General features: G+C 61.5%; 24 protein-coding genes. 4 read left to right on the forward strand and 20 right to left on the reverse strand.

The features are described from left to right. Window positions 1-116 precede the first annotated feature (116 nt). From POS17_RS28995 to POS17_RS29030, 8 genes are all read right to left on the reverse strand, one after another. Window positions 117-1,007 carry an ABC transporter permease subunit gene (locus POS17_RS28995; protein ID WP_060841603.1) on the reverse strand — a complete coding sequence of 297 codons (891 nt, stop codon included), beginning with the start codon at window positions 1,005-1,007 and terminating at the stop codon, window positions 117-119. Next, window positions 1,004-1,885 (reverse strand): ABC transporter permease subunit, encoded by an 882-nt coding sequence (locus tag POS17_RS29000; protein WP_173655965.1) that lies wholly within the window; start codon window positions 1,883-1,885, stop codon window positions 1,004-1,006. Before POS17_RS29000 ends, POS17_RS28995 begins: the two co-directional genes overlap by 4 nt. Window positions 1,886-1,920: 35 nt before the next feature. Continuing rightward, window positions 1,921-3,063, reverse strand: a complete 1,143-nt coding sequence (locus tag POS17_RS29005; protein ID WP_060841604.1) for an ABC transporter ATP-binding protein — start codon at window positions 3,061-3,063, stop codon at window positions 1,921-1,923. A 71-nt stretch (window positions 3,064-3,134) separates the two neighbouring features. Next, on the reverse strand, window positions 3,135-4,229 hold the full coding sequence (locus tag POS17_RS29010; RefSeq protein ID WP_060841605.1) for a polyamine ABC transporter substrate-binding protein: 1,095 nt from the start codon (window positions 4,227-4,229) through the stop codon (window positions 3,135-3,137). 189 nt (window positions 4,230-4,418) lie between these two features. Then, window positions 4,419-5,516 (reverse strand): polyamine ABC transporter substrate-binding protein, encoded by a 1,098-nt coding sequence (locus tag POS17_RS29015; protein WP_060841606.1) that lies wholly within the window; start codon window positions 5,514-5,516, stop codon window positions 4,419-4,421. Window positions 5,517-5,699: 183 nt separating this feature from the next. Next, window positions 5,700-7,064 carry an aspartate aminotransferase family protein gene (locus POS17_RS29020; RefSeq protein ID WP_060841607.1) on the reverse strand — a complete coding sequence of 455 codons (1,365 nt, stop codon included), beginning with the start codon at window positions 7,062-7,064 and terminating at the stop codon, window positions 5,700-5,702. Window positions 7,065-7,120: 56 nt separating this feature from the next. Next, window positions 7,121-8,479, reverse strand: coding sequence for a glutamine synthetase family protein (locus POS17_RS29025; RefSeq protein WP_060841608.1), 1,359 nt, complete (start codon window positions 8,477-8,479; stop codon window positions 7,121-7,123). Between the two features lie 38 nt (window positions 8,480-8,517). After that, window positions 8,518-9,300: a gamma-glutamyl-gamma-aminobutyrate hydrolase family protein gene (locus POS17_RS29030; RefSeq protein WP_060841609.1), complete on the reverse strand. Its 783-nt coding sequence runs from the start codon at window positions 9,298-9,300 to the stop codon at window positions 8,518-8,520. Window positions 9,301-9,578: 278 nt separating this feature from the next. On the opposite strand from POS17_RS29030, the gene POS17_RS29035 reads away from it, so the two are divergent. Then, the gene (locus tag POS17_RS29035) at window positions 9,579-10,955 is read left to right on the forward strand and encodes a glutamine synthetase family protein (RefSeq protein WP_047306546.1); all 1,377 of its coding nucleotides are present in this window, start codon (window positions 9,579-9,581) and stop codon (window positions 10,953-10,955) included. A gap of 136 nt (window positions 10,956-11,091) precedes the next feature. Next, window positions 11,092-11,730: a TetR/AcrR family transcriptional regulator gene (locus POS17_RS29040; protein WP_060841610.1), complete on the forward strand. Its 639-nt coding sequence runs from the start codon at window positions 11,092-11,094 to the stop codon at window positions 11,728-11,730. A 4-nt stretch (window positions 11,731-11,734) separates the two neighbouring features. Here POS17_RS29040 and coaA read toward each other — a convergent pair whose 3' ends face one another. The 11 genes from coaA to argE form a co-directional block, all read right to left on the reverse strand. Further along, complete coding sequence (gene coaA, locus POS17_RS29045; RefSeq protein WP_060841611.1) at window positions 11,735-12,652, reverse strand: type I pantothenate kinase; 918 nt, start codon at window positions 12,650-12,652, stop codon at window positions 11,735-11,737. Between the two features lie 117 nt (window positions 12,653-12,769). After that, window positions 12,770-12,985, reverse strand: a complete 216-nt coding sequence (locus POS17_RS29050) for a TOBE domain-containing protein (protein WP_011064106.1) — start codon at window positions 12,983-12,985, stop codon at window positions 12,770-12,772. Window positions 12,986-13,094: 109 nt separating this feature from the next. Then, window positions 13,095-13,901, reverse strand: coding sequence for an aliphatic sulfonates ABC transporter ATP-binding protein (gene ssuB, locus POS17_RS29055; protein WP_060841612.1), 807 nt, complete (start codon window positions 13,899-13,901; stop codon window positions 13,095-13,097). Then, window positions 13,898-14,686 carry an aliphatic sulfonate ABC transporter permease SsuC gene (gene ssuC / locus POS17_RS29060; protein WP_060841613.1) on the reverse strand — a complete coding sequence of 263 codons (789 nt, stop codon included), beginning with the start codon at window positions 14,684-14,686 and terminating at the stop codon, window positions 13,898-13,900. Before ssuC ends, ssuB begins: the two co-directional genes overlap by 4 nt. 9 nt (window positions 14,687-14,695) lie before the next feature. Beyond that, window positions 14,696-15,844 carry an FMNH2-dependent alkanesulfonate monooxygenase gene (gene ssuD / locus POS17_RS29065; RefSeq protein ID WP_060841614.1) on the reverse strand — a complete coding sequence of 383 codons (1,149 nt, stop codon included), beginning with the start codon at window positions 15,842-15,844 and terminating at the stop codon, window positions 14,696-14,698. Between the two features lie 24 nt (window positions 15,845-15,868). Continuing rightward, the gene (locus tag POS17_RS29070) at window positions 15,869-16,834 is read right to left on the reverse strand and encodes a sulfonate ABC transporter substrate-binding protein (RefSeq protein WP_060841615.1); all 966 of its coding nucleotides are present in this window, start codon (window positions 16,832-16,834) and stop codon (window positions 15,869-15,871) included. Window positions 16,835-16,925: 91 nt separating this feature from the next. Further along, window positions 16,926-17,519: an NADPH-dependent FMN reductase gene (gene ssuE, locus POS17_RS29075; RefSeq protein ID WP_060841616.1), complete on the reverse strand. Its 594-nt coding sequence runs from the start codon at window positions 17,517-17,519 to the stop codon at window positions 16,926-16,928. A gap of 311 nt (window positions 17,520-17,830) precedes the next feature. After that, the gene (locus POS17_RS29080) at window positions 17,831-18,469 is read right to left on the reverse strand and encodes a peroxiredoxin (RefSeq protein ID WP_060841617.1); all 639 of its coding nucleotides are present in this window, start codon (window positions 18,467-18,469) and stop codon (window positions 17,831-17,833) included. 273 nt (window positions 18,470-18,742) lie between these two features. Beyond that, window positions 18,743-20,140, reverse strand: coding sequence for an OprD family porin (locus POS17_RS29085; RefSeq protein WP_060841618.1), 1,398 nt, complete (start codon window positions 20,138-20,140; stop codon window positions 18,743-18,745). A gap of 499 nt (window positions 20,141-20,639) precedes the next feature. Then, window positions 20,640-21,938: an amino-acid N-acetyltransferase gene (gene argA, locus POS17_RS29090; protein WP_016967643.1), complete on the reverse strand. Its 1,299-nt coding sequence runs from the start codon at window positions 21,936-21,938 to the stop codon at window positions 20,640-20,642. A 141-nt stretch (window positions 21,939-22,079) separates the two neighbouring features. Beyond that, window positions 22,080-23,234, reverse strand: coding sequence for an acetylornithine deacetylase (gene argE / locus POS17_RS29095; protein ID WP_060841619.1), 1,155 nt, complete (start codon window positions 23,232-23,234; stop codon window positions 22,080-22,082). Window positions 23,235-23,393: 159 nt separating this feature from the next. Between argE and POS17_RS29100 the strand changes: the two genes are divergently transcribed. After that, a complete protein-coding gene (locus POS17_RS29100; protein WP_060841620.1) occupies window positions 23,394-24,761 on the forward strand; it encodes a CYTH domain-containing protein in 1,368 nt (455 codons plus the stop codon). Window positions 24,762-24,771: 10 nt separating this feature from the next. On the opposite strand, the gene POS17_RS29105 is transcribed toward POS17_RS29100, so the two are convergent. Continuing rightward, window positions 24,772-25,242 (reverse strand): Lrp/AsnC family transcriptional regulator, encoded by a 471-nt coding sequence (locus tag POS17_RS29105; protein WP_016967645.1) that lies wholly within the window; start codon window positions 25,240-25,242, stop codon window positions 24,772-24,774. A gap of 124 nt (window positions 25,243-25,366) precedes the next feature. Between POS17_RS29105 and POS17_RS29110 the strand changes: the two genes are divergently transcribed. Continuing rightward, on the forward strand, window positions 25,367-25,696 hold the full coding sequence (locus tag POS17_RS29110; RefSeq protein ID WP_060841621.1) for a hypothetical protein: 330 nt from the start codon (window positions 25,367-25,369) through the stop codon (window positions 25,694-25,696). Window positions 25,697-25,785: the final 89 nt, after the last annotated feature.

Consider the following 25,785-nt stretch of genomic DNA (forward strand, 5'->3'; position numbering starts at 1 on the left):
CGCCGGCAAGCCGGCTCCTACGGCGAAACAGGCGGCATGAGGCAATAAAAAACCTCGCTCCCGGTTACGGGGCGAGGTTTTTTTTATTGCGAACCTGAGGTGTTGCGAACCTGAGGTCAGACCGCTTCCGGCGCTTGGGCCCGACGCACGTCCGGCTGCTTCCACGAGTCGGCGGCGCTTTCTTCGATGGCCTGCTGGATCGCGCGCTTGCGGGATTCTTCGGCGCGACGGCTGAAGAACCAGACCAGGAAGGTCACCAGGGACACCGCCAGCAGGATCAGGCTGGCCACGGCGTTGATCTCCGGCTTGACCCCCAGGCGCACCGCCGAGAACACTTCCATCGGCAAGGTGGTGGAACCCGGGCCGGAAACGAAGCTGGCCAGCACCAGGTCATCCAGGGACAGGGCAAAGGACATCATGCCGCCGGCCGCCAGCGAGGGCGCGATCATCGGGATGGTGATCAGGAAGAACACCTTCCACGGCCGCGCGCCCAGGTCCATGGCTGCCTCTTCGATGGACAGGTCCAGTTCACGCAGGCGAGCCGACACCACCACCGCCACATAGGCCGCGCAGAACGTGGTGTGGGCGATCCAGATGGTGACGATGCCGCGCTCCTGCGGCCAGCCCACAGCCTGGGCCATGGCCACGAACAGCAGCAACAGCGACAGACCGGTGATCACCTCGGGCATCACCAGCGGCGCGGTCACCAGGCCACCGAACAGGGTGCGCCCCTTGAAGTGGGTGATCCGGGTCAGCACGAACGCCGCCAGGGTGCCCAGGGCCACCGCCGCCACCGCGGTGTAGCAGGCGATCTCCAGGGAACGCACCACCGAGCCCATCAGCTGGGTGTTATCCAGCAGGCCGACGTACCAGTTGATCGACCAGCCGCCCCAAACGGTCACCAGTTTCGAGGCGTTGAACGAGTAGATCACCAGGATCAGCATCGGCAGGTAGATGAACAACAGGCCCAACACCAGCATCAGGCTGGAGAAACTGAAGCGCTTCATTCCTTGCCCTCCATTTCCTTGGCCTGACTGCGGTTGAACAGGATGATCGGCACAATCAGGATCGCCAGCATCACCACCGCCAGGGCGGACGCCACCGGCCAGTCACGGTTGTTGAAGAACTCTTGCCACAGCACCTTGCCGATCATCAGGGTTTCCGGGCCGCCCAGGAGTTCCGGAATCACGAACTCGCCCACCACCGGGATGAACACCAGCATGCAGCCGGCGATGATGCCGTTCTTGGACAGCGGCACGGTGATCTTCCAGAAGCTGTTGAAGGTACTCGAGCCCAGGTCGGCGGCGGCCTCCAGCAGGCTGGTGTCGTGCTTCACCAGGTTGGCGTACAGCGGCAGGATCATGAACGGCAGGTAGGAATAGACCACGCCGATGTACACCGCGATGTTGGTGTTGAGGATCTGCAGCGGCTCGTTGATCCAGCCCATGGACAGCAGGAAGCCGTTGAGCAGGCCGTTGTTGCTGAGGATGCCCATCCAGGCATAGACGCGGATCAGGATCGCGGTCCAGGTCGGCATCATGATCAGCAGCACCAGCACGGTCTGCAGCTCTTTGCGGGCACTGGCAATGGCATAGGCCATCGGGTAGCCGATCAGCAGGCAGAGGATGGTGCTGAAGAACGCCATCTTCAGCGAGCCGAGGTAGGCGGCGATGTACAGCTCGTCGTCCCCCAGCATGGCGTAGTTGCCCAGGTTGAGCAGCACCTGCAGCTTCTGGTCGACGTAGCTGTAGATCTCGGTGTACGGCGGAATGGCCACGTCCGCTTCGGCGAAGCTGATCTTCAGGACGATGAAGAACGGCAGCATGAAGAACAGGAACAGCCAGATGAACGGAACCCCGATGACCATCTGACGGCCACCGGGAATTATTCGATTGAGTCGGCGCTTGAGCTTTCGCATGTTCATGAGCGCAGTACCACGCCGCTGTCGTCTTCCCACCAGACGTAGACTTGGTCACCCCAGGTAGGCCGCGCGCCACGGCGCTCGGCGTTGGCGACGAAGGATTGCACCAGCTTGCCGCTCGGCAGCTCGACGTAGAACACCGAATGCCCGCCCAGGTAGGCGATGTCATGCACCTTGCCGCTGGACCAGTTGTATTCGCAGGTCGGCATTTCGGCGGTGACCAGCAGCTTCTCCGGACGAATCGCGTAGGTCACCGACTTGTCCTGCACCGAGGTGCTGATGCCGTGGCCGACGTAGATGTTGCGATCCAGGTCCTTGCAGGTGATCAGCGCGTGACCCTCGGCATCGTCCACCACTTCACCCTCGAAGATGTTGACGTTGCCGATGAATTCGCAGACCAGGCGGCTGACCGGGGTCTCGTAGATGTCGATCGGGCTGCCGATCTGAGCGATCCAGCCCAGGTGCATGATGGCGATGCGCTCGGCCATGGTCATGGCCTCTTCCTGGTCGTGGGTCACCATCACGCAGGTCACGCCGACGCGCTCGATGATTTCCACCAGCTCCAGCTGCATCTGCGAACGCAGTTTCTTGTCCAGGGCGCCCATGGGTTCGTCCAGCAAGAGCAGCTTGGGACGCTTGGCCAGGGAACGGGCCAGGGCCACGCGCTGGCGCTGACCACCGGACAGCTGGTGCGGCTTGCGCTTGGCGTACTGGCTCATCTGCACCAGCTTGAGCATTTCTGCCACCCGTGCGTCGATTTCCGCCGGCGGGATCTTGTCCTGCTTGAGGCCGAAGGCGATGTTCTGGGCCACGGTCATGTGCGGGAACAACGCGTAGGACTGGAACATCATGTTGATCGGCCGCTCGTAAGGCGGCATGTCGGTGATGTCCACGCCATCGAGGAAGATTCGCCCCTCCGTTGGCCGTTCGAAACCGGCCAGCATCCGCAGCAAGGTGGACTTGCCCGAACCCGAACCGCCGAGCAGGGCGAAGATCTCGCCCTTCTTGATTTCCAGGGACACATCGTCCACGGCAACCGTCTCGTCGAACTTCTTCGTGACCCGGTCGATTTTGACCAGCACCTGCTTAGGTGTCTGGTCGCCCTCGAGGGCTTTCTTATAGGCGCCGGAGGCAACTGCCATTTGCGAAACTCCCAACAAAATTTGCAGCCCGCCCCATGCGGGCGGACCTTGGATAGTTTGAGCCTGTGGAACTATTTACCCGTCTTGACCTTGGTCCAGCTGCGGGTCATCAAGCGTTGGATATTGGGTGGCAACTCGATGGACACGTAGGTCTTGTCGAGTACGGCTTGCGGTGGATAAACCGCTTCGTCGGTGCGAATGGACTGCTCCATCAGCTTGTCCGACCCGGGGTTGGGGTTGGCATAACCGACGTAGTCACTGACCTGGGCAATCACCTCAGGTTGCAGCAAATAGTTGATGAAGGCGTGAGCCTCCTTGACGTTGGTCGAGTCCTTGGGGATCGCCAGCATGTCGAACCACAGGGCACCGCCTTCCTTCGGAATGGTGTAGGCGATGTTCACGCCCTTACCGGCGTCGGCGGCCCGGGCCTTGGCCTGGAACACATCGCCGGAAAAGCCGATGGCCACGCAGATATTGCCGTTGGCCAGGTCCGAGATGTACTTGGACGAATGGAAGTAGGTCACGTAGGGACGCACCGCCAGCAGCTTGGCCTCGGCCTTCTTGTAGTCCTGGGGGTTGGTGCTGTTGGCATCCAGGCCCAGGTAGTTGAGGACCGTGGGCAGCATTTCATCGGCGGAGTCGAGGAAGGCCACGCCGCAGCTGTTGAGCTTCTTGATGTTCTCCGGCTCGAACAGCACGCTCCAGGAGTCGATCTTGTCCACGCCCAGCACGGCCTTGACCTTGTCGACGTTGTAGCCGATGCCGTTGGTGCCCCACAGGTACGGCACTGCGTACTGGTTGCCCGGGTCGTTCATTTCCAGGCGCTTGAGCAGCGCCGGATCGAGATTCGAGTAGTTCGGCAGCAAGCTCTTGTCGAGCTTCTGGAACGCGCCGGCCTTGATCTGCTTGCCCAGGAAGTGGTTGGACGGCACCACCACGTCATAACCGGTACGACCGGCCAGCAACTTGCCTTCCAGGGTTTCGTTGGAATCGAAAACGTCATACACCGGCTTGATGCCCGTGGCCTTTTCAAACTCGGCCAGGGTGTTTTTCCCAATGTAGTCGGACCAGTTATAAATATGCACGGACGGTGCAGCCTGGACGCCAGCCACCAGCGTCAGGCTGGCGGCGACCAGCATGGCTTTGCGAAATAAAGAAATAGGCAAGTGGAGGTCCTCTTCAATAGTTGGGCCCAAGTTGCCCCGCGCTACCTGACAGCCTCCGAGCTGCCCAGCAACAAAACCGGCGCGCAACTTACCCTCGATAAACCAATCCAGCAAAACTTTCTGTCATTTAATTGTTTCCTGTTGCCGCCCTCGCCATGACGACGGCAACAGGTCGTGCTGCAAATCGGCTTATTTGCCGGATTTGATCTTGGTCCAGCTGCGGGTCAGGATGCGCTGGGTCGCGGCCGGCAGGTCGGCAATCGCGTACAGCTTGGCCTGGACTTCAGCTGGCGGGTAAACGCCCGGGTCGCTGGTGATGTCTTTATCGACCAGTGGGGTTGCAGCCGCGTTACCGTTGGGGAAACGCACGGCGTTGGTGATTTCGGCCATGACTTCAGGCTTTTGCAGGAAGGTCATGAACTTGTAGGCGCCTTCGACGTTTTCCGCGTCTTTAGGGATGGCGACCATGTCGTAGAAGCTGCCAGCACCTTCTTTCGGAATGTTGTAGCTGACCTTGACCTTGTCACCGGCTTCGGCAGCACGGGCCTTGGCCTGATAGATATCGCCCGAGTAGCCCACGGCGACGCAGATGTTGCCGTTAGCCAGGTCGGAGATGTACTTGGAGGAGTGGAAGTAGGCGATCGAAGGACGGATCTTGAGGAACAGCGCTTCGGCTTCAGCCAGCTGTTTCTTGTCCTGGCTGTCGGTCGGGTAGCCCAGGTAGTGCAGCGCCACCGGAATCATCTCGGTTGGCGAATCGAGGAAGCTGACGCCGCAGGCCTTCAACTTCTCGGCATTTTCCGGCTTGAACAGCAGGTCCCAGGAGTTGGTCGGTGCGTCGGCACCCAACACCGCCTTGACCTTCTCGGCGTTGAAACCGATGCCGATCGAGCCCCACATGTAAGGGAATGCGTGCTTGTTGCCCGGGTCGCTCACCGATACCGCCTTGAGCAGCGATTCGTTGAGGTTCTTCCAGTTCGGCAGCTTGGACTTGTCCAGCTCCTGATAGACGCCGGCCTTGATCTGCTTGGCCAGGAAGTTGTTGGAAGGCACTACCACGTCGTAGCCGGATTTGCCGGCGAGCAACTTGGCTTCCAGGGTTTCGTTGCTGTCGAACACGTCGTAGACCACTTTGATGCCCGACTCGGCTTCAAACTTCTTGATGGTGTCCGGAGCGATATAGTCGGACCAGTTGTAAACGTGCAGCACTTTATCGTCCGCCTGTGCTGCCGCCGCCATCACGCCCATCAGGGACATGGCGAGGAGGGTCTTGCCAGCTAACTTCATACCTAATGCCTTCATGCGTAATGCTCCAATTATTCTTTTTAACCACTCGTTCAGCGGCCAATATCCGGGCAACCAAAACGGCGGGTAGTCTGGCAAGATCCAAGGCCGGCTTTCAAGGAAAGACCGGCCTTTATGCCTGCTTCGAACAGGGCGCCCGCAAGCACCGCGATCAAAGCCTAGCACTCAGCCCTGCAGGGCACTCAAGGTCAGGTCCAGGCACTTGCGCGCCTTGGCTACCAGCTCGTCGATCTCCGCTTCGCTGATCACCAGCGGCGGGGCAATGATCATGGTGTCGCCCACGGCACGCATGATCAGACCGTTGTCGAAACAGAACTGCCGACAGATCATGCCCACGCCCCGGCCCTGATAGCGCGCCCGGGTGGCCTTGTCCTTGACCAGCTCGATCGCCCCCAGCAGACCCACCCCGCGAACCTCGCCCACCAACGGATGGTCGTTCAGCTCACGCAGACGTTTCTGCAAATAAGGTGCCGTTTTTTCATGGACGCGCTGGATAATTTTTTCCTCGCGCATGATGCGGATGTTCTCCAGGGCCACGGCAGCGGCTACCGGATGCCCGGAATAGGTGAAACCGTGGTTGAAGTCGCCGCCCTCGTTGAGCACCGCCACCACTTCGTCACGCACGATCAGGCCACCCATGGGGATGTAGCCGGAGGTCAGGCCCTTGGCGATGGTCATCATGTCGGGCTTGAGGTCGTAGAAATCGCTACCGAACCACTCACCGGTACGACCAAAGCCACAAATCACCTCGTCGGCGACAAACAGGATGTCGTACTTGGCGAGAATCTCCTTGATCCGCGGCCAGTAGCTGTCTGGCGGCACGATCACGCCACCGGCGCCCTGGATCGGCTCGGCGATAAAGGCACCGACGTTGTCCACGCCCAGTTCCAGGATCTTTGCTTCGAGTTGATTGGCCGCCCAGATGCCGAACTCGTCGGGGCTCATGTCGCCGCCCTCGCCGAACCAGTAGGGTTGCGGGATATGGACGATGCCCGGGATCGGCAAGTCGCCCTGTTCGTGCATGTAGGTCATGCCGCCGAGGCTGGCGCCGGCCACGGTGGAGCCGTGGTAGCCATTGACCCGGCTGATGATGGTTTTCTTGTTCGGCTGGCCCTTGATCGCCCAGTAATGGCGGACCATGCGCAGCATGGTGTCGTTGCCTTCGGAACCGGAACCGGTGAAGAACACATGATTCATGCCTTGCGGCGCGATCTCGGCAATCACCTTGGACAACTCCAGCACCGGCGGATGCGCGGTCTGGAAGAACAGGTTGTAGTACGGCAGTTCGCGCATTTGCTGGCTGGCGGCATCGGCCAGCTCATCACGGCCATAGCCGATGGCGACGCACCATAGACCGGCCATGCCGTCGAGAATCTGATTGCCTTCACTGTCCCAGAGATACACGCCTTTGGCGTGGGTGATGATCCGCGGCCCCTTTTCTTTCAATTGCTTGAAATCACTGAAGGGCGCCAGGTGGTGATCACTGCTGAGGGTTTGCCACTCGCGGGTTTGCGGGTTTTTTTGAGTCATCAATCTCTCCTAAGTGTCAGTGAAGGCGCCACTGGCGGGCAGTGGCGCCCGGCGAATCAGACGGCGAACAACAGGAATTCCCGCTCCCACGAACTGATCACGCGCTTGAAGTTTTCATGTTCGGCCCGCTTCACCGCGACGTAGCCGGTGATGAACTTCTGGCCCAGGTACTTCTCGATGGTCTTGCTGTTTTCCATGCGCTCCAGGGCGTCCTCGATGGTCAGCGGCAGACGCAGGTTGCGGCGTTCATAGCCGCGCCCGACCACCGGCGCACTCGGGTTGTGGCCCTCGACCATGCCGATGTAGCCACACAACAGACTGGCGGCGATCGCCAGGTAGGGGTTGGCGTCGGCACCCGGCAGGCGGTTTTCCACCCGACGGTTCTGCGGACCGGCATCCGGCACCCGCAGGCCCACGGTGCGGTTCTCCTCGCCCCACTCGACGTTCACCGGTGCCGAAGTGTCCGGCAGGAAGCGGCGGAACGAGTTGACGTTGGGAGCGAACAGCGGCAACAGCTCGGGGATGAACTTCTGCAAGCCGCCGATGTGGTTGAGGAACAGCTGGCTCATGGTCCCGTCCTCGTTGGAGAAGACGTTCTTGCCAGTGTTGATGTCGATGATGCTCTGGTGCAGGTGCATGGCACTGCCGGGCTCGCCGGTCATGGGCTTGGCCATGAAGGTGGCGGCCACGTCGTGCTTGAGCGCGGCTTCGCGCATGGTGCGTTTGAACACCAGGATCTGGTCGGCCAGGGACAGGGCATCGCCGTGACGGAAGTTGATTTCCATCTGCGCCGTGCCGTCCTCGTGGATCAGCGTATCCAGGTCCAGCTCCTGCAGTTCGCACCAGTCGTAGACGTCCTCGAACAGCGGATCGAATTCGTTGGCCGCTTCGATGGAGAACGACTGGCGACCGGTTTCCGGGCGGCCGGAACGGCCGATCGGCGGCTGCAGCGGGTAGTCGGGGTCGTCACTGCGCTTGGTCAGGTAGAACTCCATCTCCGGCGCCACGATGGGCTGCCAGCCGTGGTCGGCGTAGAGCTTGAGGACTTTCTTCAGGACGTTGCGCGGCGACAGCTCGATGGGGTTGCCCTGCTTGTCGTAGGTGTCGTGGATCACCTGGGCCGTGGGCTCGATGGCCCAGGGCACCAGGTACACCGCGTTATGGTCCGGACGGCAGACCATGTCGATATCCGCCGGGTCCAGCAGCTCGTAGTAGATGTCGTCTTCGACATAGTCGCCGGTCACGGTCTGCAACAGCACGCTCTCGGGCAGGCGCATGCCTTTTTCGGCAATGAACTTGTTGGTCGGCGAGATCTTGCCCCGGGTGATACCGGTCAGGTCGCCGATCATGCATTCGACTTCTGTGATCTTGTGGTCTTTCAACCAATCGGTGAGCTGGTCGAGGTTGTTACTCATAAATGCCTCTAGGCTGAGTTTCCTGACTCTCTATTAAGTCAGGCGTTGTGTGACGCTTCGGCGTCGCGTTGTTTTGCCCGCTGGCGGCAGGCATCACCAAAAGCCTGGAAAATGGCCAGGTAGTGAGGGTTGCAGCTTACCTGCCATTCGGGGTGCCATTGCACCCCCAACGCAAAAGCCTTGCTTGCTTCGACCGAAACGGCCTCGACCAAGCCGTCGACAGCCAGCGCCTCGACCCGCAGCCCCGGCGCCAGACGTTCAACGCCTTGAGCATGAATCGAGTTGACCTGGATCGTCTGCGGCAGGCCCAGTCCCGCCAGGACACCACCGGCCTGGACATGCACGTCATGGGCCGGTGCGTACCAGGCATCCAGGGGCTGGTCGGCCTCTTCATCATGGCGGTGGTCCATGAACGGCGGCACTTCATGCACGTTCTGGTGGAGGCTGCCGCCCAGGGCGACGTTCATTTCCTGAAACCCGCGGCAGATGCCCAGCACGGGAACGCCCGCGGCAACGGCAGCGTCCAGCAGGGGCAGGGTCGCTGCATCCCGTGCAGAATCATGAGCAGTGCCGGGCGCGCTGGCGGGCCCCTGGTAATGGAAAGGTTCGATATTGGAGGGAGAGCCGGTAAAGAGGATGCCGTCCAGGCCGTCCAGAATATCGGACGGGGAAAGCAGCTGCGCCAGGGATGGAAGAATCACCGGCACGCCCTGGGCTGCGCTGGCTACTGCCTGGACATACTCGTCGCCACTGATGTGATAAGCATGCAGACCGATCTGCCTGGAGCAGGCGGTGATGCCGATTAACGGCAGGCGAGACATGAAACACCCCGGTATTATTGCTGTTATGGGTTTGATTCGAGCTTAGCCTTGTTCATTTTTTTACACAACACCCCCGTAAAAAATACAACACGGCCCGCTCAAGCCTGCGCTACCCGAGGCAGTCGAGTCCCAAAAAATGCCCTGTTTTGCCCCAAAAGAGCCTTGGTAGCCCTTTATTAGGGCGTAAAGAGCCTTACTTGACTTCGGCATGCCGTTCGGGTTGACTGAAACCAGAAAAGATCAATGATTGATATTTTTAACAACAAAGGTGTTGCATCATGTCGGTACCCCCGCGTGCCGTTCAGCTTAACGAAGCGAACGCGTTCCTTAAGGAACATCCTGAGGTTCTGTACGTTGACCTTCTGATTGCGGATATGAATGGTGTGGTGCGCGGCAAGCGCATCGAACGCACCAGCCTCCACAAGGTTTACGAGAAAGGCATCAACCTGCCGGCCTCCCTCTTTGCCCTGGATATCAATGGCTCTACGGTGGAAAGCACCGGCCTGGGCCTGGACATCGGCGATGCTGACCGAATCTGCTATCCGATCCCCGATACCCTGTGCAATGAACCCTGGCAGAAGCGCCCAACCGCGCAGCTGCTGATGACCATGCACGAGCTGGAAGGCGATCCGTTCTTCGCCGATCCACGGGAAGTGCTGCGTCAGGTCGTGACCAAGTTCGACGAACTGGGACTGACCATCTGCGCAGCCTTCGAACTGGAGTTCTACCTGATCGACCAGGAGAACGTGAACGGCCGTCCACAGCCTCCACGCTCACCGATCTCCGGTAAACGCCCGCATTCCACTCAGGTCTACCTGATCGACGATCTCGACGAATACGTCGACTGCCTCCAGGACATTCTGGAAGGTGCCAAGGAGCAAGGCATCCCGGCCGACGCCATCGTCAAGGAAAGTGCCCCGGCGCAGTTCGAAGTGAACCTGCACCACGTGGCCGACCCGATCAAGGCCTGCGACTACGCGGTACTGCTCAAGCGCCTGATCAAGAACATCGCCTACGACCATGAGATGGACACCACCTTCATGGCCAAGCCTTACCCGGGCCAGGCGGGCAACGGTCTGCACGTCCACATTTCGGTTCTGGATAAAGATGGCAAGAACATCTTTGCCAGCGAGGATCCCGAGCAGAACGCCGCACTGCGTCACGCGATCGGCGGTGTGCTCGAGACCCTACCGGCGCAGATGGCCTTCCTCTGCCCGAACGTCAACTCCTACCGTCGTTTCGGCGCCCAGTTCTATGTGCCGAACTCGCCGAGCTGGGGCCTGGACAACCGTACCGTGGCCATTCGCGTACCGACGGGCTCCGCTGATGCGGTGCGCATCGAGCACCGGGTCGCCGGTGCCGACGCCAACCCGTACCTGCTGATGGCATCGGTCCTGGCGGGCGTGCACCACGGCCTGACCAACAAGATCGAGCCGCCGGCACCGACCGAAGGCAACAGCTACGAGCAGAACGAACAAAGCCTGCCGAACAACTTGCGCGATGCCCTGCGCGAGCTGGACGACAGTGAAGTGATGGCCAAGTACATCGATCCGAAATACATCGATATCTTCGTGGCCTGCAAAGAGAGCGAGCTGGAGGAGTTCGAACACTCCATCTCCGACCTCGAGTACAACTGGTACCTGCACACCGTGTAAGCGGTTGTCGCAAAATAAAGAACGCCGCGCAGCTCACCGCTCGCGGCGTTTTTTTTGGGGCTCGGATCCATGGTCGGCGGATTCAGGAATCCTCGCACTGTCGCGTACAATGCCCGCTGCCCAGTAGGAGACACCGATGACGCGCACCGCCCCGCTTCGCAAACCCCGTGCACGTAGCCAGGCCCGGATCGACTCGATACTCGAGGCCGCCCGGACCCTGCTGGCCAGCGAGGGCGTGGCCAGCCTGTCGATCTACAGCGTGGCCGAACGGGCGCAGATTCCACCCTCATCGGTCTATCACTTCTTCGCCAGCGTCCCGGCCCTGCTGGAGGCCCTGACCGCCGATGTGCACGCTGCGTTTCGTGCCTGCCTGCAAGCCCCCATCGACCACCACCGGCTCCAGGGCTGGCGTGACCTGTCACGCCTGGTGGAACAGCGCATGCTCGACATCTACGGCGCGGACGCGGCGGCCCGCCAGCTGATCCTCGCCCAGCACGGGCTGACCGAAGTCACCCAGGCCGATCGCCAGCACGACCTTGAGCTGGGGGACCTGATGCACACACTGTTCAATCAACACTTCGAACTGCCGAGATTGCCCGCCGACGTGGACGTGTTCGCCCTGGCCATGGAGCTCGGGGACCGGGTGTATGCCCGCTCGGTGCAGCAGCACGGGCAGATCACCCCGCGCATGGCCGAGGAAGGCATGCGCGTGTTCGACGCCTACCTGAGCCTATATCTACCGCCCTACCTGCCCAAGCGCCCAGCGCCACTCTGAGCGCTCAAGCTTGCCGCAGTAGCAGCCTGTCGATGCTGTGATCCGCTGATTTGTGAATGATCAGGTTGGCCCGTTCCCGGGTCGGCAGGATGTTTTCGATAAGGTTCTTCAGGTTAACCCTATCCCAGGTATCGGACGCCACCGACAACGCCTCGGGGTCCGAAAGCCCCTTGTACTTGTTGAAATAGGAATCTGCCGCTTGGAAAGCGGTGTTCTTCAAGTAGACAAAACGCTCCAGATACCAGGCCTTGATCGCCTCCTCGGACGCGTCGACGTAGATGGAGAAGTCGATGAAGTCCAGGGGATTCAAGCCCTGGCCCCGCTCCCCCTGCAGCACATTCAGGCCTTCGAGGATGATGATGTCCGGCGCCTCCACCGACTGTGCCTCATCGGCCAGGATGTCGTAGCGGACATGGGAATAGATGGGAATCCGCGCCGCCTCGCCCCTGCGGCACACGGCCTGGAGAAAATCCACGAACAGCGGCTCATCGTAGGACTCGGGAAACCCCTTGCGATGCAGGATATTTTTTTCCTGCAGGGTGGCCAGGGGGAACAGAAACGAATCCGTGGTCACCAGGTGCACATTGGGCTTGCCCGGCCAATAGGCCAGGAGCGCCGCCAGGACCCGGGCAAAACTGCTCTTGCCCACCGCCACGCTGCCGGACACACCGATCACATAGGGGGCCTTGAAGCCGGCCTGGGGCACCTTGAGCGACTGCACCTGGGCTGCATGCAAATGCAGCAGGCGCGACAGGGGCAGCAGGATCTGCCGCACCTCTTCGGACGCCATGGGCTGGGTCGGGCTGGTCAGCGAGTCCATCTCGGACGGCGACAGGTTCATGGGTTCTCCGGCCCGCAACGCCGACCAGTGGTCGCGATCGAACTCCAGATACCCTGCGTTTGGACCCTGCTCTGTTGTCATGTTTACTGTTCAGGTCTTGCCGAAAGCAGGGAAAGTATCAAATCTGACCGGTATTTACAGCGCCCATGAAAAAGCCCCGAAGGGCTCGCACCCTTCGGGGCTGATCTCTGGCATCGCTCATAGCTTGGCGATCGACACCTCGGTGGACTTCACAAAGGCAATCACTTCGCTGCCGATGGACAGTTCCAGCTCCTTGACCGAACGGGTGGTGATCACCGAAGTGACAATCCCGGAAGCGGTCTGGACATCGATTTCCGAGAGCACGTCGCCTTCGACGATTTCCTTGATGGTGCCCTTGAACTGGTTGCGTACGTTGATGGCTTTGATGGTCATGGTATTTCTCCTAGGGTCGAAAAACAGAGCTGCAAGCTTCAAGCGCTCAGCGGCAAGCACAAGCGCGACGCTCTTGCTTGCCGCTTGCAGCTGAAAACTTGCCGCTGCTCTAAAGCGCCCAACGCAACTGCGTGGGCAAGGGTGAAACAGGTTCCGGTTCCGGCGGCGAGCCGGGCAGTGACAGCACGCGGTTGAGGACTTGGGTTTCCAGGGCCGCCAGGCGATGGGAACCGCGCACGCGCGGACGCGGCAGCTCGACGTGCAGGTCCAGCCCCACCTCGCCGTCCTCGATCAGGATCACCCGATCGGCAATCGCCACCGCCTCGCTGACATCGTGGGTCACCAGCAACACGGTAAAACCGTGCTGCTGCCAGAGGCGTTCGATCAACTGCTGCATCTCGATCCGGGTCAGGGCATCCAGCGCCCCCAGCGGTTCGTCCAGCAACAACAGCCGCGGTTGATGGATCAGGGCCCGGGCCAGCGCCACACGCTGCTTCTGGCCACCGGACAGCGCCGCCGGCCACTCATTGGCGCGATCGGCCAGGCCCACCGCCTCAAGGGCTTCCAGGGCCTGGGGCCGCCAGTGGCCCGCCAGACCGAGTCCGACGTTGTCGATGACTTTCTTCCAGGGCAGCAAACGCGCTTCCTGGAACATCAACCGGGTGTCTTCGATGGCGGCGCTCAAGGGCGCGGAGCCCGCCAGCAACTCCCCGCCCGAAGGCTGGTCGAGTCCGGCCAGCAGGCGCAGCAAGGTGCTCTTGCCGCAACCGCTGCGCCCCACCACCGCGACAAACTGGCCGGCGGGAATGTGCAGGTCGATTTCCCGCAGCACCTGGCGCGAGCCGAAGGTCTTTTGCAGTTTGCGCACGGCCAGGGGAATGCCCCGCAGCAGCCGTGGAGGTTGTTGAGCCGTCATTGGGCACCGCCTTTGGCCACTTGGTAGGCCGGATGCCAGCGCAGCCAGACCCGTTCCAGGCCACGTGCGGCCAGATCCGCCAGCTTGCCGAGCACCGCGTACATGACGATGGCCAGCACCACCACGTCGGTCTGCAGGAACTCCCGGGCGTTCATCGCCAGGTAGCCGATGCCGGAGCTGGCGGAGATGGTTTCGGCGACGATCAGGGTCAGCCACATGAAGCCCAGGGCAAAGCGCACGCCCACCAGGATCGAGGGCAAGGCCCCCGGCAGGATCACCTGGCGAAACAGCGCAAAGCCTGACAGGCCATAACTGCGCGCCATCTCCACCAGCGCCGGATCGACGTTGCGGATGCCGTGGTAGGTGTTGAGGTAGATGGGAAACAGGGTGCCCAGGGCCACCAGGAAAATCTTCGCCGACTCATCGATGCCGAACCACAGGATCACCAGGGGGATCAGCGCCAGATGCGGCACGTTGCGGATCATCTGCACCGAACTGTCCAGCAGCCGCTCGCCCCACTTCGACAGACCGGTGATGAAGCCCAGCGCCAGGCCGATACCGCCACCGATGACAAACCCCAGCCCCGCACGCCAGCCACTGATGGCCAGGTGGGTCCAGATATCACCGCTGCGCACCAGACTGATCCCGGCTTCGATCACTGCGCTGGGAGCCGGCAGGATGCGGGTCGACAGCCAACCCGCCGACACCGACAGTTGCCACACCGCGAGCAGCAGCAAGGGCAGGGCCCAGGGCGCCAGACGCTGCACTATGCGTTGTCCATTCATGGCCGCACCTCAGCTCTGGGACGCGGCTTTGGGAATGATGTCGTTGGCGACCATCTCCCCGAACGGGCTGACGTAACCGGCGGCTTCAGGCAGCTTGGGCCGTTCGATATCCAGGTGCGGGAACAGCAACTCGGCCACGCGATAGGACTCTTCCAGGTGTGGATAACCGGAGAAGATGAAGGTATCGATGCCCAGGTCCGCGTACTCTTTCATCCGCGCCGCCACGGTCGGGCCGTCTCCCACCAGGGCGGTGCCGGCCCCGCCACGCACCAGGCCGACACCGGCCCAGAGGTTGGGGCTGACTTCCAGCCGGTCGCGACGGCCGCCATGCAGGGCCGCCATGCGCTGCTGCCCAACGGAGTCGAAGCGCGCCAGGGACGCCTGGGCCCGGGCGATGGTGTCGTCGTCCAGATGGGAAATCAGGCGTTCGGCGGCCTGCCAGGCTTCGGCATTGGTTTCCCGCACAATCACGTGCAGGCGGATGCCGAAGCGCACGCTGCGTCCAAGCTTGGCGGCCTTGTCACGCACCTGCCGGATCTTCTCGGCCACGGCAGCCGGCGGCTCGCCCCAGGTCAGAACCATGTCCACCTGCTCGGCGGCCAGGTCCTGAGCGGCTTCCGAAGAGCCACCGAAATACAGCGGCGGGCGCGGTTGCTGCAGCGGCGGATAGAGCAACTTGGCGCCCTTCACACTGATGTGCTGGCCGTCGTAATCCACGGTTTCGCCTTCCAGCACCCGGCGCCAGATACGGGTGAACTCCACCGACGCCTGATAACGCTCTTCATGGTCGAGGAACAGGCCGTCACCGGCCAGTTCGTCCGGGTCGCCACCGGTCACCAGGTTGAACAGCGCCCGGCCGCCGGACAGCCGATCCAGGGTCGCCGCCTGGCGCGCCGCCACCGTCGGGGAAATGATCCCGGGGCGCAGGGCGACCAGAAACTTCAGGCGCTGGGTCACCGGAATCAGCGAAGCCGCCACCAGCCAGGAATCCTCGCAGGAGCGTCCGGTGGGGATCAGCACGCCGCCAAACCCCAGGCGGTCGGCGGCCTGGGCGATCTGCTGCAGGTAAGCATGATCCACGGCGCGGGCGCCTTCGGCGGTGCCAAGGTAATGGCCGTCGCCGTGAGTGGGCAGAAACCAGAAGATGTTGAGGCTCATGGAGTTGTCTCCTAAGGGGTCGATTTACGGCGCTTTGGCCACTGCGGCGGTGGGCGTCCAGATCACGTCTTTGATGCTCAGCGGCTTGGGAATCAACTTGAGCTGATAGAAGCTGTCGGCGATTTTCTGCTGCGCGGCGATCACCTCCGGAGTCAGGAAGCCCGCGCCGTAGCCCTGGCGCTTCACCGAGGTCAGGGTGATCTCAGTGGGCAGGCCGAGCAGCGGCGCCACCTGCTCGGTGACCTCCTGCGGATTGGCCTTGGACCACTCGCCCACCGCCCGCACTTCTTCCACCAGGGCCTTGATCACCTCGGGGTGCTGTTGCGCATAGGGTTTGGTCGCCAGGTAGAACTGGTGGTTGTCGACGATGCCGCTGCCATCGCGCAGCGTGCGCGCCTGCAGTTGCTGCTCGGCCGCCGCCTGGTAAGGGTCCCAGATGACCCAGGCGTCAACGCTGCCACGCTCGAACGCAGCGCGGGCATCGGCCGGCGGCAGGAACACGGTCTGGATGTCGCTGTACTTGAGGCCGGCGTCTTCCAGGGCACGAACCAGCAGGTAATGAACGTTGGAGCCCTTGTTCAGCACCACTTTCTTGCCCTTGAGGTCCTGCACCGACTTGATCGGCGAGTCCTTGGGCACCAGGATCGCTTCGCTATGGGGCGCCGGTGGTTCGTAGGCCACGTAGAGCAGGTCGGCACCGGCGGCCTGGGCGAACACCGGCGGGGTTTCGCCGGTCACGCCGAAGTCGATGGAACCGACGTTCAGCCCTTCCAGCAACTGCGGACCACCCGGAAACTCGGTCCACTTCACGTCCACGCCTTGCTGCGCCAGGCGCTTTTCCAGGGTGCCCTTGGCCTTGAGCAGCACCAGGGTGCCGTACTTCTGATAACCGATACGCAGGGTTTCGGCTTGAGCTTGAACGATGGCGCCGAAGGACACAGCCGCAGCAAACAGAGCGACCAGACCGCGACGCAAAATGACAGGGCGCATGGCGCTCTCCTTTTTGCTGTGGGGGTTGTGGCTGCACCTGCTTGCCCGTTGGCGGGCGAGTAAGGTCAGTAATTCACATCAGGGGTGTGGCTCAAATGCTCCAGCGAGCACTCAACAGACGTTCATTCAACAGGTGTGGATCCAGCGGCTTGGGGCGGCGCGCCATGGCACTGTGGAACTGCTCCAGCGCTTCACGCAGGCGCAGTTCCAGGGCCTCGGCCAGCTGCGGCTGGACACTGCCTTCGCCGTAGGCGATCTGGCTGTCCTCAGCAAAGATGCCCTGGAGCATTTCCTGGGCCTTGAGCGCCGAGAGCACGGGCTTGAGGGCGTAATCCACCGCCAACATATGGGCGATGCTGCCGCCGGTCGCCATGGGCAATACCACCTTGTGGCTCAGGGCACGCTCCGGCAGCAGGTCGAGCAGGGTTTTCAATGCCCCGGAAAACGACGCCTTGTACACCGGCGTAGCGATCAACAGGCCATCGGCCTGGTCGATCTGTTGCAGCAAGTCGATGACCTTGGGGCTGTCGAAGCGGGCGTGAAGCAGATCCTCGGCCGGGAAGTCCCGCACCTGGTAACTGACCACTTCCACGCCGTTGTGCTGTAACCAGCGCTTGGCCAACTCCAGCAGCACCCCGGAACGGGATCGCTGACTGGGACTGCCACCGAGAGAGACCACCAGCATTCGGGGGATTCCTTGAACTAGATAAGCGATTCGCGGGATGCGATCTCGCCGGACTGCACAGACCTTAACAGCCTATTTATATATCCATAAATCTTATTTTTTCATTTGTTTATTCCTTAAATGAATATAAGTGATGGTGATTTCCAGGCAAAAAAATAGGCCGTCGAAACGGCCTTAAAACCCCTGCTTTATGGTTCTGTTACCCCTGCATTCAGCGCAGGAGCGGGCTTGCCCGCGAAAGGATCGGCGAAATTAGCACCGGTCTCACCGCCGCCTTCGCCGGCAAGCCGGCCCCTGCAGCGGTGAGCGGGTCAGCGATTGGGTTGTGGAGTCAGGCGCAGGTAAGGCTTCACTGCGCGATAGCCTTTGGGAAAGCGGCGCTTGATCTCGTCTTCATCCTTGAGCGAAGGCACGATCACCACTTCGTCACCGTCCTGCCAGTTGGCCGGCGTGGCCACCTTGTAGTTGTCGGTGAGTTGCAGCGAGTCGATGACCCGGAGAATTTCGTTGAAGTTGCGCCCGGTGCTGGCCGGATAGGTAATGGTCAGGCGAATCTTCTTGTTCGGGTCGATGATGAACAGCGAACGCACGGTCAGGGTGTCGCTGGCATTGGGGTGGATCAGGTCGTAGAGGTCCGACACCTTGCGATCAGCGTCCGCCAGGATCGGGAAGTTGACCCGGGTGTTCTGGGTTTCGTTGATGTCTTCGATCCACTTGTGATGGGAATCCACCGGGTCCACCGACAGGGCAATGGCTTTCACCCCGCGCTGGGCGAATTCATCCTTGAGCTTGGCGGTGAAGCCCAGCTCGGTGGTGCACACCGGGGTGAAGTCCGCCGGATGGGAAAACAGCACGCCCCAGCTGTCGCCCAGCCACTCGTGGAAACGAATCTTGCCGGCACTGGAATCCTGTTCGAAGTCGGGGGCGATATCGCCCAGTCTGAGGCTCATGGCTGCTGCTCCTGTGAGTGCGTGATGGAGCTACTCTGCCTGCGCCTGAGCTTATTTAAAAAGAATAAATATCGATTTATTAAGAACTACAAGGAATATTAAAAATCTCTTCACTGGACGCGCGCACCGGCGAAGACCACCCTTCTCAACAAGGTTCGAGAAGGCCTTGAGTCGCTGTACAAAGAGGGGAATTCAGGAAGGGCTCACGGGGGTGGGCCTGACTTGAAGCAATACCTCGCCCGGCATTGCGCCGGGCGAGGCTTGAACCGCGAATTACTTCAACGGGATCGAGTAGCTGACGATCAGACGGTTTTCGTCCTGGTCGCGCTGGCCCGGAATGTCGTTACGCCACATGGCGTTTTTCCAGGTCAGACCCAGGTTCTTCAGCGGACCTTGCGGCACCACGTAGGACAGGGTCAGGTCGCGTTCCCATTCGGTGCCACCAGTGCCCAGGGTGAGCTTCTGAGCAGCGCCGACTTTACCGGCGGTGTCGATGTTGTTGCCGCGCAGGTAGATGATGCCGGCGGTCAGGCCAGGCACGCCAACCTTGGCGAAGTCATAGGCGTAGCGAGCCTGCCAGGTACGCTCGCCGGCACGGGCGAACTTCTGGATCTGCATGTCGGTGATGGTGCTGTTGGACGAACCGTCACCCTGGTTCAGCCAAGGGAAGTCGCTGTCACCGTTGCTGTACTGGTAGCCGCCACCGAAGGTGTGACCTTCAACCGAGTACAGGGCCAGGTAGCTGTACAGGTTGTTGTCGACCTTGCCCTTGGTGATTGCCGACAGGCCTTTGTCGGGGTAGTAGCCGGTGGTGTAGTAAGCGGCGGTGTCGCCGTTGGAGCCGTTGTCGCGACTGCGGTAGTAGCGCAGATCGCTTTTCAGCACGCCAGGACCGATGGACCAGTTGTGCACCAGGCCCAGGAAGTTCTGCGAGTAGAAGTCTTTCAGCTCACCGTAGTAGTACGAAGCAGTCAGATCCTTGGTGATCTTGTAGTCCGCACCAGCGTAGTAGAACTTGTTGCTGAACTTGCCGGCATCGTAGTTGGAGCTGGCGTTGGCACCGGCGATGGACAGGCCTTCGTTGTTGCTCGAGTTACGCCCTTTGGCGTGTTCGATCTGACCTGCGGTCAGGGTCAGGTCCTTGATTTCGTTCGACGTGATCTGGCCACCCTGGAAGGTTTGTGGCAACAGACGACCGTCGTTGTACTTGATCACCGGGTTGTTCGGTTGCAGGGTGCCGATCTTCAGCTCGGTCTGGGAAACCTTGACCTTGCCGGTCAGGCCCAGGCTGGAGTAATCGTTCACCGCTTGAGCGTTCTTGCCGCTGGAGGAGTGAGTCGGGAAAACGGTGCCGCCAGCAGATGTGGTGGTCGCGCCGTTGGTGCCGCCACCGGAATCCAGGCGCACGCCCAGCAAACCGATCGCATCCAGACCGAAACCTACAGTGCCTTCGGTGTAGCCAGAGGTGAAGTTGAAGATGAAGCCTTGGCCCCACTCTTCCTGCTTGTTCTGGGCTTTGGCGGCTTTGGTATCACTGTCACGGTTATCGGTATTGATATAGAAGTTACGCAGCCCCAAGGTGGCCTTGCTGTCTTCGATGAAACCGGCGGCGCCTGCCTGCTGCGCCAAAACCCCTACGGCCACAGCCAGGGCCAAGGTGGACTTGTTCATGTTTCGCTCCTCTCGTTTCTAATTCTTGTGGTTCCTGGCCCCGGATCGAACGCCCGGGTGCCACAGATGCGCGATTAGCGCCAGACCGTGACTGATAAGTCAATCGTAACGATCTGTGTCTACGACCATGGTCTAATCGCCGTAATTTGGTCCCTGCAGGGTAATGAATTACTCATAAACCCAAAAAGAATTGTTTAATTCTTTTTCATGCCTTTCAGGAATAAAGCTCGCCACTAATACGCTGAACGTCCCAGCGTAGACGCTCACGAGCTTATGACTGAAAAGATTTTTCCCACTCCCGCGGCCCATGATCCGATGCGTTTTGGGCGCAAAACGTCAAACAGGATCAAAAAAGCGACGCAATCATGGCTAAGAGCCTATCCTCCCGTCAATTTGTTACAGTTTTTGTATCGAAATGAAATTTTTCTGACATGTCCATAAAGCACAACGCCTCGATCCGGGGACCGAGGCGTTGCCGTTTGCGGGACGAGCGGAAGGCTCAGAGAGCCTTCTCGAAGATCTTCGAGTTGCGCTGATAGTTGTACAGCGAAGCCCTGGCCGACGGCAGGCGCTCGACGCTGCTGGGCACAAAGCCCCGCTCACGGAACCAGTGCGCGGTGCGGGTGGTGAGAACGAACAAGGTTTTCAGGCCCTGGGCCCGGGCCCGGGCCTCGATCCTTTCCAACAGTTCATCGCCACGTTTGCCATGGCGATATTCCGGGTTCACCGCCAGACAGGCCAGTTCGCCGGCATCGGAATCGGCAATCTGATACAAGGCCGCGCAGGCAATGATCATGCCCTCGCGCTCGACCACGCTGAACTGTTCGATCTCGCGCTCCAGCACCTCGCGGGAACGCCGCACCAGGATGCCCTGCTCTTCCAGCGGACTGATCAGATCCAGCAACCCGCCGACGTCTTCAATCGCCGCCTCGCGCACCCGCTCGAACTGCTCTTGGGCCACCAGGGTGCCGCCGCCATCACGGGTGAACAGCTCGGTCAACAGCGCGCCATCTTCGGCATAGCTGACGATATGGCTGCGCCCCACCCCGCCACGGCAGGCCTCGGCGGCGGCATCCAGCAGTTCGGCCTGGTAGTTGCTGCCCAGGCGCTGCAGGTGGGCCGGCACCTGTTGCGGACGCAGTTCGCGCACCAGCTTGCCGTTTTCATCCAGCAACCCGGGGTCGGCACCGAACAGCAGCAGCTTGTCGGCACCCAGGTCGATGGCGGCGCGGGTCGCCACGTCCTCACAGGCCAGGTTGAAGGTTTCACCGGTGGGCGAATAACCCAGGGGCGACAGCAGCACGATGGAGCGTTCATCCAGCAGGCGGTTGATGCCCTTGCGATCGACCCGGCGCACCTCGCCGGTGTGATGGAAATCGACGCCTTCCAGCACCCCGATCGGACGCGCCGTCACCAGGTTGCCGCTGGCCACCCGCAACCGCGAGCCCTGCATCGGCGAAGAAGCCATGTCCATGGACAGGCGCGCCTCAATGGCAATGCGCAGCTGGCCGACGGCGTCGATCACGCACTCCAGGGTCGCCGCATCGGTGATGCGCAGGCCGTGATGGTAATGCGGCGTCAGGCCACGAGCCGCCAGGCGCGCTTCGATCTGCGGGCGGGAACCGTGCACCAGCACCAGACGCACCCCCAGGCTGTGCAGCAGCACCAGGTCGTGAACGATATTGCCGAAGTTGGGGTGTTCAACACCGTCGCCGGGGAGCATGACCACAAAGGTGCAATCCCGGTGAGCGTTGATGTAGGGAGACGCGTGGCGAAGCCAATTGACGTATTCGGGCATGAACCTGAGCCTGTAAATAAATAGCAGCCTATAAAAGGACGAAACGGAAAACGCACAGCGGGCTGATGGTTATCGTCGGAACAGGCTTGGCAACACGCTTACTCTCCTCAATGGGTACGGACAGGAACACCGGCAATTTACTTAAAGCTGGGCCGGTGTCAGGCAGTAATGTTCGATCAATTCTCGTAATAGATGCACGGTAGGCTGCAAGCGTGACATTTCGAGGTATTCCCCCGGCTGGTGGGCACAGGCGATATCACCCGGACCGAGCACCAGGGTCTCGCAGCCAAGGCGCTGAAGATAAGGCGCTTCGGTGCCAAACGCTACTGCTTCGGCGCGATGCCCGGTCAACCGCTCCGCCACCCGCACCAGCTCCGCGTCCTCGGGCTGCTCGAACGGCGGCACGGCGGGAAACAGCGGGGCATAGTCGATCTGCACTTCATGGCGCTGGGCAATCGGCGCCAGCTTCTGACGAATGGCCTCGCGCAACAGCTGCGGGTCCATGCCCGGCAAGGGGCGCAGGTCGAACTCCAGGGAACACTGGCCACAAATGCGATTGGGATTGTCGCCACCATGGATGCAGCCGAAGTTCAGGGTCGGCTGCGGCACGCTGAACTGCGGATTGCGGTACTCGCGTTGCCACAGCAGCCGAAGCCCCCGCAGCTCGCCGATGGCGTCGTGCATCGCTTCCAGGGCACTGCGGCCCAGGCTCGGGTCGGAGGAGTGCCCGCTGCGCCCGAGGATATCGATGCGCTCCATCATCACCCCCTTGTGCAGACGGATCGGCTTGAGCCCCGTGGGTTCGCCGATCACCGCCGCGCGCCCCAGGGGACGCCCGGCTTCCGCCAGGGCCCGCGCCCCGGCCATGGAGCTCTCTTCGTCGCAAGTGGCCAGGATCAGCAGCGGCTGCTTGAACGGCTGCTCGAGCAACGGCCGCACTGCTTCGATGATCAGGGCGAAGAAGCCCTTCATATCGCAACTGCCCAGACCGACCCAGCGACCGTCGACTTCGGTCAGTTTCAGCGGATCGGTCTGCCACAACGCGGCGTCGAACGGCACGGTGTCGCTGTGCCCGGCCAGTACCAGTCCACCAGGACCACTGCCGTAGCTGGCCAGTAGGTTGAACTTGCCGGGGCTGACCGGCTGGATATCGCAGTTGAACCCCAGGTCGCCGAGCCAGCCGGCCAGCAAGTCGATCACCTCACGGTTGGACTGGTCCAGCGCAGGCTGGGTGCAGCTCACCGACGGCGCGGCGATCAGTGCGGCGAACTGCTCCTTCAAGGACGGCAATGGCATGAGCTGGCTCCGGAAATCCCAAGATGAGCAGCATCATAGAGGCATCGGGCGAGAGGAAGGAACCGTCGTGGCGCCTCCACGCGCCCGGTCCTGTACACTGCACGGCCTTGGCAGCCAACTCTTCCTCCGGCTGCACTCCCGATCCTGGATTTTCCGGCCATGCAGAAAGAAACCGAAATCAAACTCCGCGTCAGCCGCGAAACCCTCGCCGCCCTGCGCGAGCACCCGCTCCTGAAAAAACGCAACAAAAGTGGCTGGGAACGCCGTGAGCTGATGAACCAGTACTTCGACACCCCAGAACGCGATCTGGCCCGGGCCAAAGTCGCCCTGCGCCTGCGCCGCGACGGTGACGCGGTGATCCAGACCCTCAAGACCAGCGGTCAGAGCGTCGCCGGCCTGTCCGAGCGCAACGAATACGACTGGCAACTGGCCAAGGCCAAGCTCGACCTGAAGAAACTCGACGGCGAATGCTGGCCCGACGCCCTCGCCGAGCTGGACAAAAAGACCCTCAAGCCGCTGTTCACCACCGACTTTGTCCGCGAGCGTGCAGAAATCGCCTGGGGCCGGGGCAAGACCAAGGTGGTGATCGAAGCCGCCCTGGACCTGGGCCAGGTGATTGCCGGCAAGCACAAGGAAGAAATCTGCGAGCTGGAGCTGGAACTGCGCGAAGGCGAACCGGCCGCGCTGCTGGAACTGGCCGCGGAACTGGCCCTCACCCTGCCGTTGATGCCCTGCGACATCAGCAAGGCCGAGCGCGGCTATCGCCTGTTCGATGCAGGCAGCTACTCCCTGAGCCTGCCGGCGCCACAGCTGAGCGCCGAAACCCCGCTGGACGACGCTTTCGCCGCCCTGGCCTGGCATCTGCTGGGCAGCAGCCAGCGCCTGGCCGAACAGTATCGTTTCAACGGCCACTGGCGCCTGCTGCAGGACTGGGTGGACAACCTCGCCGAACTGCGGGCCCTGGCCAGCAGCCTGGGCCAGGCCGCGCCGCGCCAGTCCACTGCCGAACTGCGCAGTGCCCTGGATGCCCTGCTGGAAGACTGGCGCCCGCTGGTGCAAGCCGGCCTCGACGATGAAGACGTGCGCAAGGCCGCGCCGGAGCAATTCATCGAAGAGCTGCAGGACGTGCGCTGGGGCCTGTTCTCCCTGAACACTTCGCGCTGGCTGCTGGCCCGCTCCTGGACTGCCGAGCGCAACACCCGTGGCAACCGCCAGGGCGCGGCGCAACTGGGCAGCTGGCTGCCACGCCTGCTGGCCGAAGAAGCCACCTCGCTGCAACTGCCGCGCTACCAGCAGCAGCCCGAAGACCTGGCCGAGCAACTGCCACGGATCGAACGCATCCAGGCCTGGTTGCACCATGCCCGCGCCGCACTGGACATCGCCGAGCTGGACCGCCTCTACGGTGAACTGAACAAGCTGGCCCAACTGGCCAACGAACCGATCACCGACGAAGCCCTCGATGCTCGCAAGCAGCAAGCCATCGCGGTGTTCCAGAACCGCGCCTGGAAGACCCTGCTGCGCCTGTAATCGCTCGCCCTCAGCGCAATACCGGCAGGCTGGTGGTGGACTTGATCTCCGACAGGGCGACGATCGAGTTCACCTCCTGAATGCCGGGCACCATGGACAGCTTCTCGAAGAAGAACCGCTCGTAGGCTTCGATATCCGCCGTCACGATTCGCAACAGGAAGTCCACCGCCCCCATCAGCACATAACACTCCAGCACCTCGGGAAAACCGCGAATGGCTTCGGTGAACTCGGTGAAGTTGGAGCGTCCATGGGCGTTGAGCTTGACCTCGGCAAAGATCTGCGTGTTCAGGCCGATCTTCTTGCGGTCGAGCAAGGTCACCTGACCGCGAATCACCCCTTCATCCTTCATGCGCTGAATCCGTCGCCAGCAAGGCGACTGGGACAACCCCACCTGTTCGGCAATCTGGGCGCTGGAAAGCGACGCGTCGTCTTGCAGCAACGCCAGGATCCGGCGATCGTAGGCATCCAGCTCGCTTTGCATAATCAACCCCTAAAATTATTAAAAGTCGAATTATCTAATTCGAAAACAGGCGAATTGTCTGCATCTTAGATAAGAAAAACCCGAAACCGAATGTAAAAATTTCTCCACTGACCTGGAGACCGCCATGCCCTTTCACAGCCCCGCCCCGAGCCCTGCGACCCGCGCCGATGTCTGGAACCCCGACAATGCCCCGTGCCACGTGCACTACCAGCTGCTCGCCGATGTCGAGGCCGACGTGCTGTGCCGGGTACTCAACCATTTCGCCCTGCAGCTCCTGGTGCCGCACCGGGTCGCGGTCATCCAGCAGGACGACACGCTGCATATGGAAGTGGAGCTCGCGGGCCTGAGCTGGCACCGGGCCCGGGTGATCGGCGACAAGCTGCGCAACCTGATCAGTGTCAGCTCGGTGGAGCTGCAATTGGTGGAGGCCTCGCGCCTGCAGGCCGCTGGCTGAGGCCGGTAAAACCCTGCAACCCTTGGCCGGCGGCCATGCCGTCCGATGCGACTATTCTTGGCAGTTTGCGACCAGAGACCCGACTCTGG

The organism is Pseudomonas sp. Os17 (assembly GCF_001547895.1).
Classification (GTDB): Bacteria; Pseudomonadota; Gammaproteobacteria; order Pseudomonadales; family Pseudomonadaceae; genus Aquipseudomonas.

What these genes read in the sequence shown, in the direction of transcription:
- POS17_RS28995 (WP_060841603.1), bottom strand. Translation starts at nt 1,007, where the DNA reads ATGAAGCGCTTCAGTTTCTCCAGCCTGATGCTGGTGTTGGGCCTGTTG.
- POS17_RS29005 (WP_060841604.1), bottom strand. Translation starts at nt 3,063, where the DNA reads ATGGCAGTTGCCTCCGGCGCCTATAAGAAAGCCCTCGAGGGCGACCAG.
- POS17_RS29015 (WP_060841606.1), bottom strand. Translation starts at nt 5,516, where the DNA reads ATGAAGTTAGCTGGCAAGACCCTCCTCGCCATGTCCCTGATGGGCGTG.
- POS17_RS29020 (WP_060841607.1), bottom strand. Translation starts at nt 7,064, where the DNA reads ATGACTCAAAAAAACCCGCAAACCCGCGAGTGGCAAACCCTCAGCAGT.
- POS17_RS29025 (WP_060841608.1), bottom strand. Translation starts at nt 8,479, where the DNA reads ATGAGTAACAACCTCGACCAGCTCACCGATTGGTTGAAAGACCACAAG.
- POS17_RS29030 (WP_060841609.1), bottom strand. Translation starts at nt 9,300, where the DNA reads ATGTCTCGCCTGCCGTTAATCGGCATCACCGCCTGCTCCAGGCAGATC.
- POS17_RS29035 (WP_047306546.1), top strand. Translation starts at nt 9,579, where the DNA reads ATGTCGGTACCCCCGCGTGCCGTTCAGCTTAACGAAGCGAACGCGTTC.
- POS17_RS29040 (WP_060841610.1), top strand. Translation starts at nt 11,092, where the DNA reads ATGACGCGCACCGCCCCGCTTCGCAAACCCCGTGCACGTAGCCAGGCC.
- coaA (WP_060841611.1), bottom strand. Translation starts at nt 12,652, where the DNA reads ATGACAACAGAGCAGGGTCCAAACGCAGGGTATCTGGAGTTCGATCGC.
- POS17_RS29050 (WP_011064106.1), bottom strand. Translation starts at nt 12,985, where the DNA reads ATGACCATCAAAGCCATCAACGTACGCAACCAGTTCAAGGGCACCATC.
- ssuB (WP_060841612.1), bottom strand. Translation starts at nt 13,901, where the DNA reads ATGACGGCTCAACAACCTCCACGGCTGCTGCGGGGCATTCCCCTGGCC.
- ssuC (WP_060841613.1), bottom strand. Translation starts at nt 14,686, where the DNA reads ATGAATGGACAACGCATAGTGCAGCGTCTGGCGCCCTGGGCCCTGCCC.
- ssuD (WP_060841614.1), bottom strand. Translation starts at nt 15,844, where the DNA reads ATGAGCCTCAACATCTTCTGGTTTCTGCCCACTCACGGCGACGGCCAT.
- POS17_RS29070 (WP_060841615.1), bottom strand. Translation starts at nt 16,834, where the DNA reads ATGCGCCCTGTCATTTTGCGTCGCGGTCTGGTCGCTCTGTTTGCTGCG.
- ssuE (WP_060841616.1), bottom strand. Translation starts at nt 17,519, where the DNA reads ATGCTGGTGGTCTCTCTCGGTGGCAGTCCCAGTCAGCGATCCCGTTCC.
- POS17_RS29080 (WP_060841617.1), bottom strand. Translation starts at nt 18,469, where the DNA reads ATGAGCCTCAGACTGGGCGATATCGCCCCCGACTTCGAACAGGATTCC.
- POS17_RS29085 (WP_060841618.1), bottom strand. Translation starts at nt 20,140, where the DNA reads ATGAACAAGTCCACCTTGGCCCTGGCTGTGGCCGTAGGGGTTTTGGCG.
- argA (WP_016967643.1), bottom strand. Translation starts at nt 21,938, where the DNA reads ATGCCCGAATACGTCAATTGGCTTCGCCACGCGTCTCCCTACATCAAC.
- argE (WP_060841619.1), bottom strand. Translation starts at nt 23,234, where the DNA reads ATGCCATTGCCGTCCTTGAAGGAGCAGTTCGCCGCACTGATCGCCGCG.
- POS17_RS29100 (WP_060841620.1), top strand. Translation starts at nt 23,394, where the DNA reads ATGCAGAAAGAAACCGAAATCAAACTCCGCGTCAGCCGCGAAACCCTC.
- POS17_RS29105 (WP_016967645.1), bottom strand. Translation starts at nt 25,242, where the DNA reads ATGCAAAGCGAGCTGGATGCCTACGATCGCCGGATCCTGGCGTTGCTG.
- POS17_RS29110 (WP_060841621.1), top strand. Translation starts at nt 25,367, where the DNA reads ATGCCCTTTCACAGCCCCGCCCCGAGCCCTGCGACCCGCGCCGATGTC.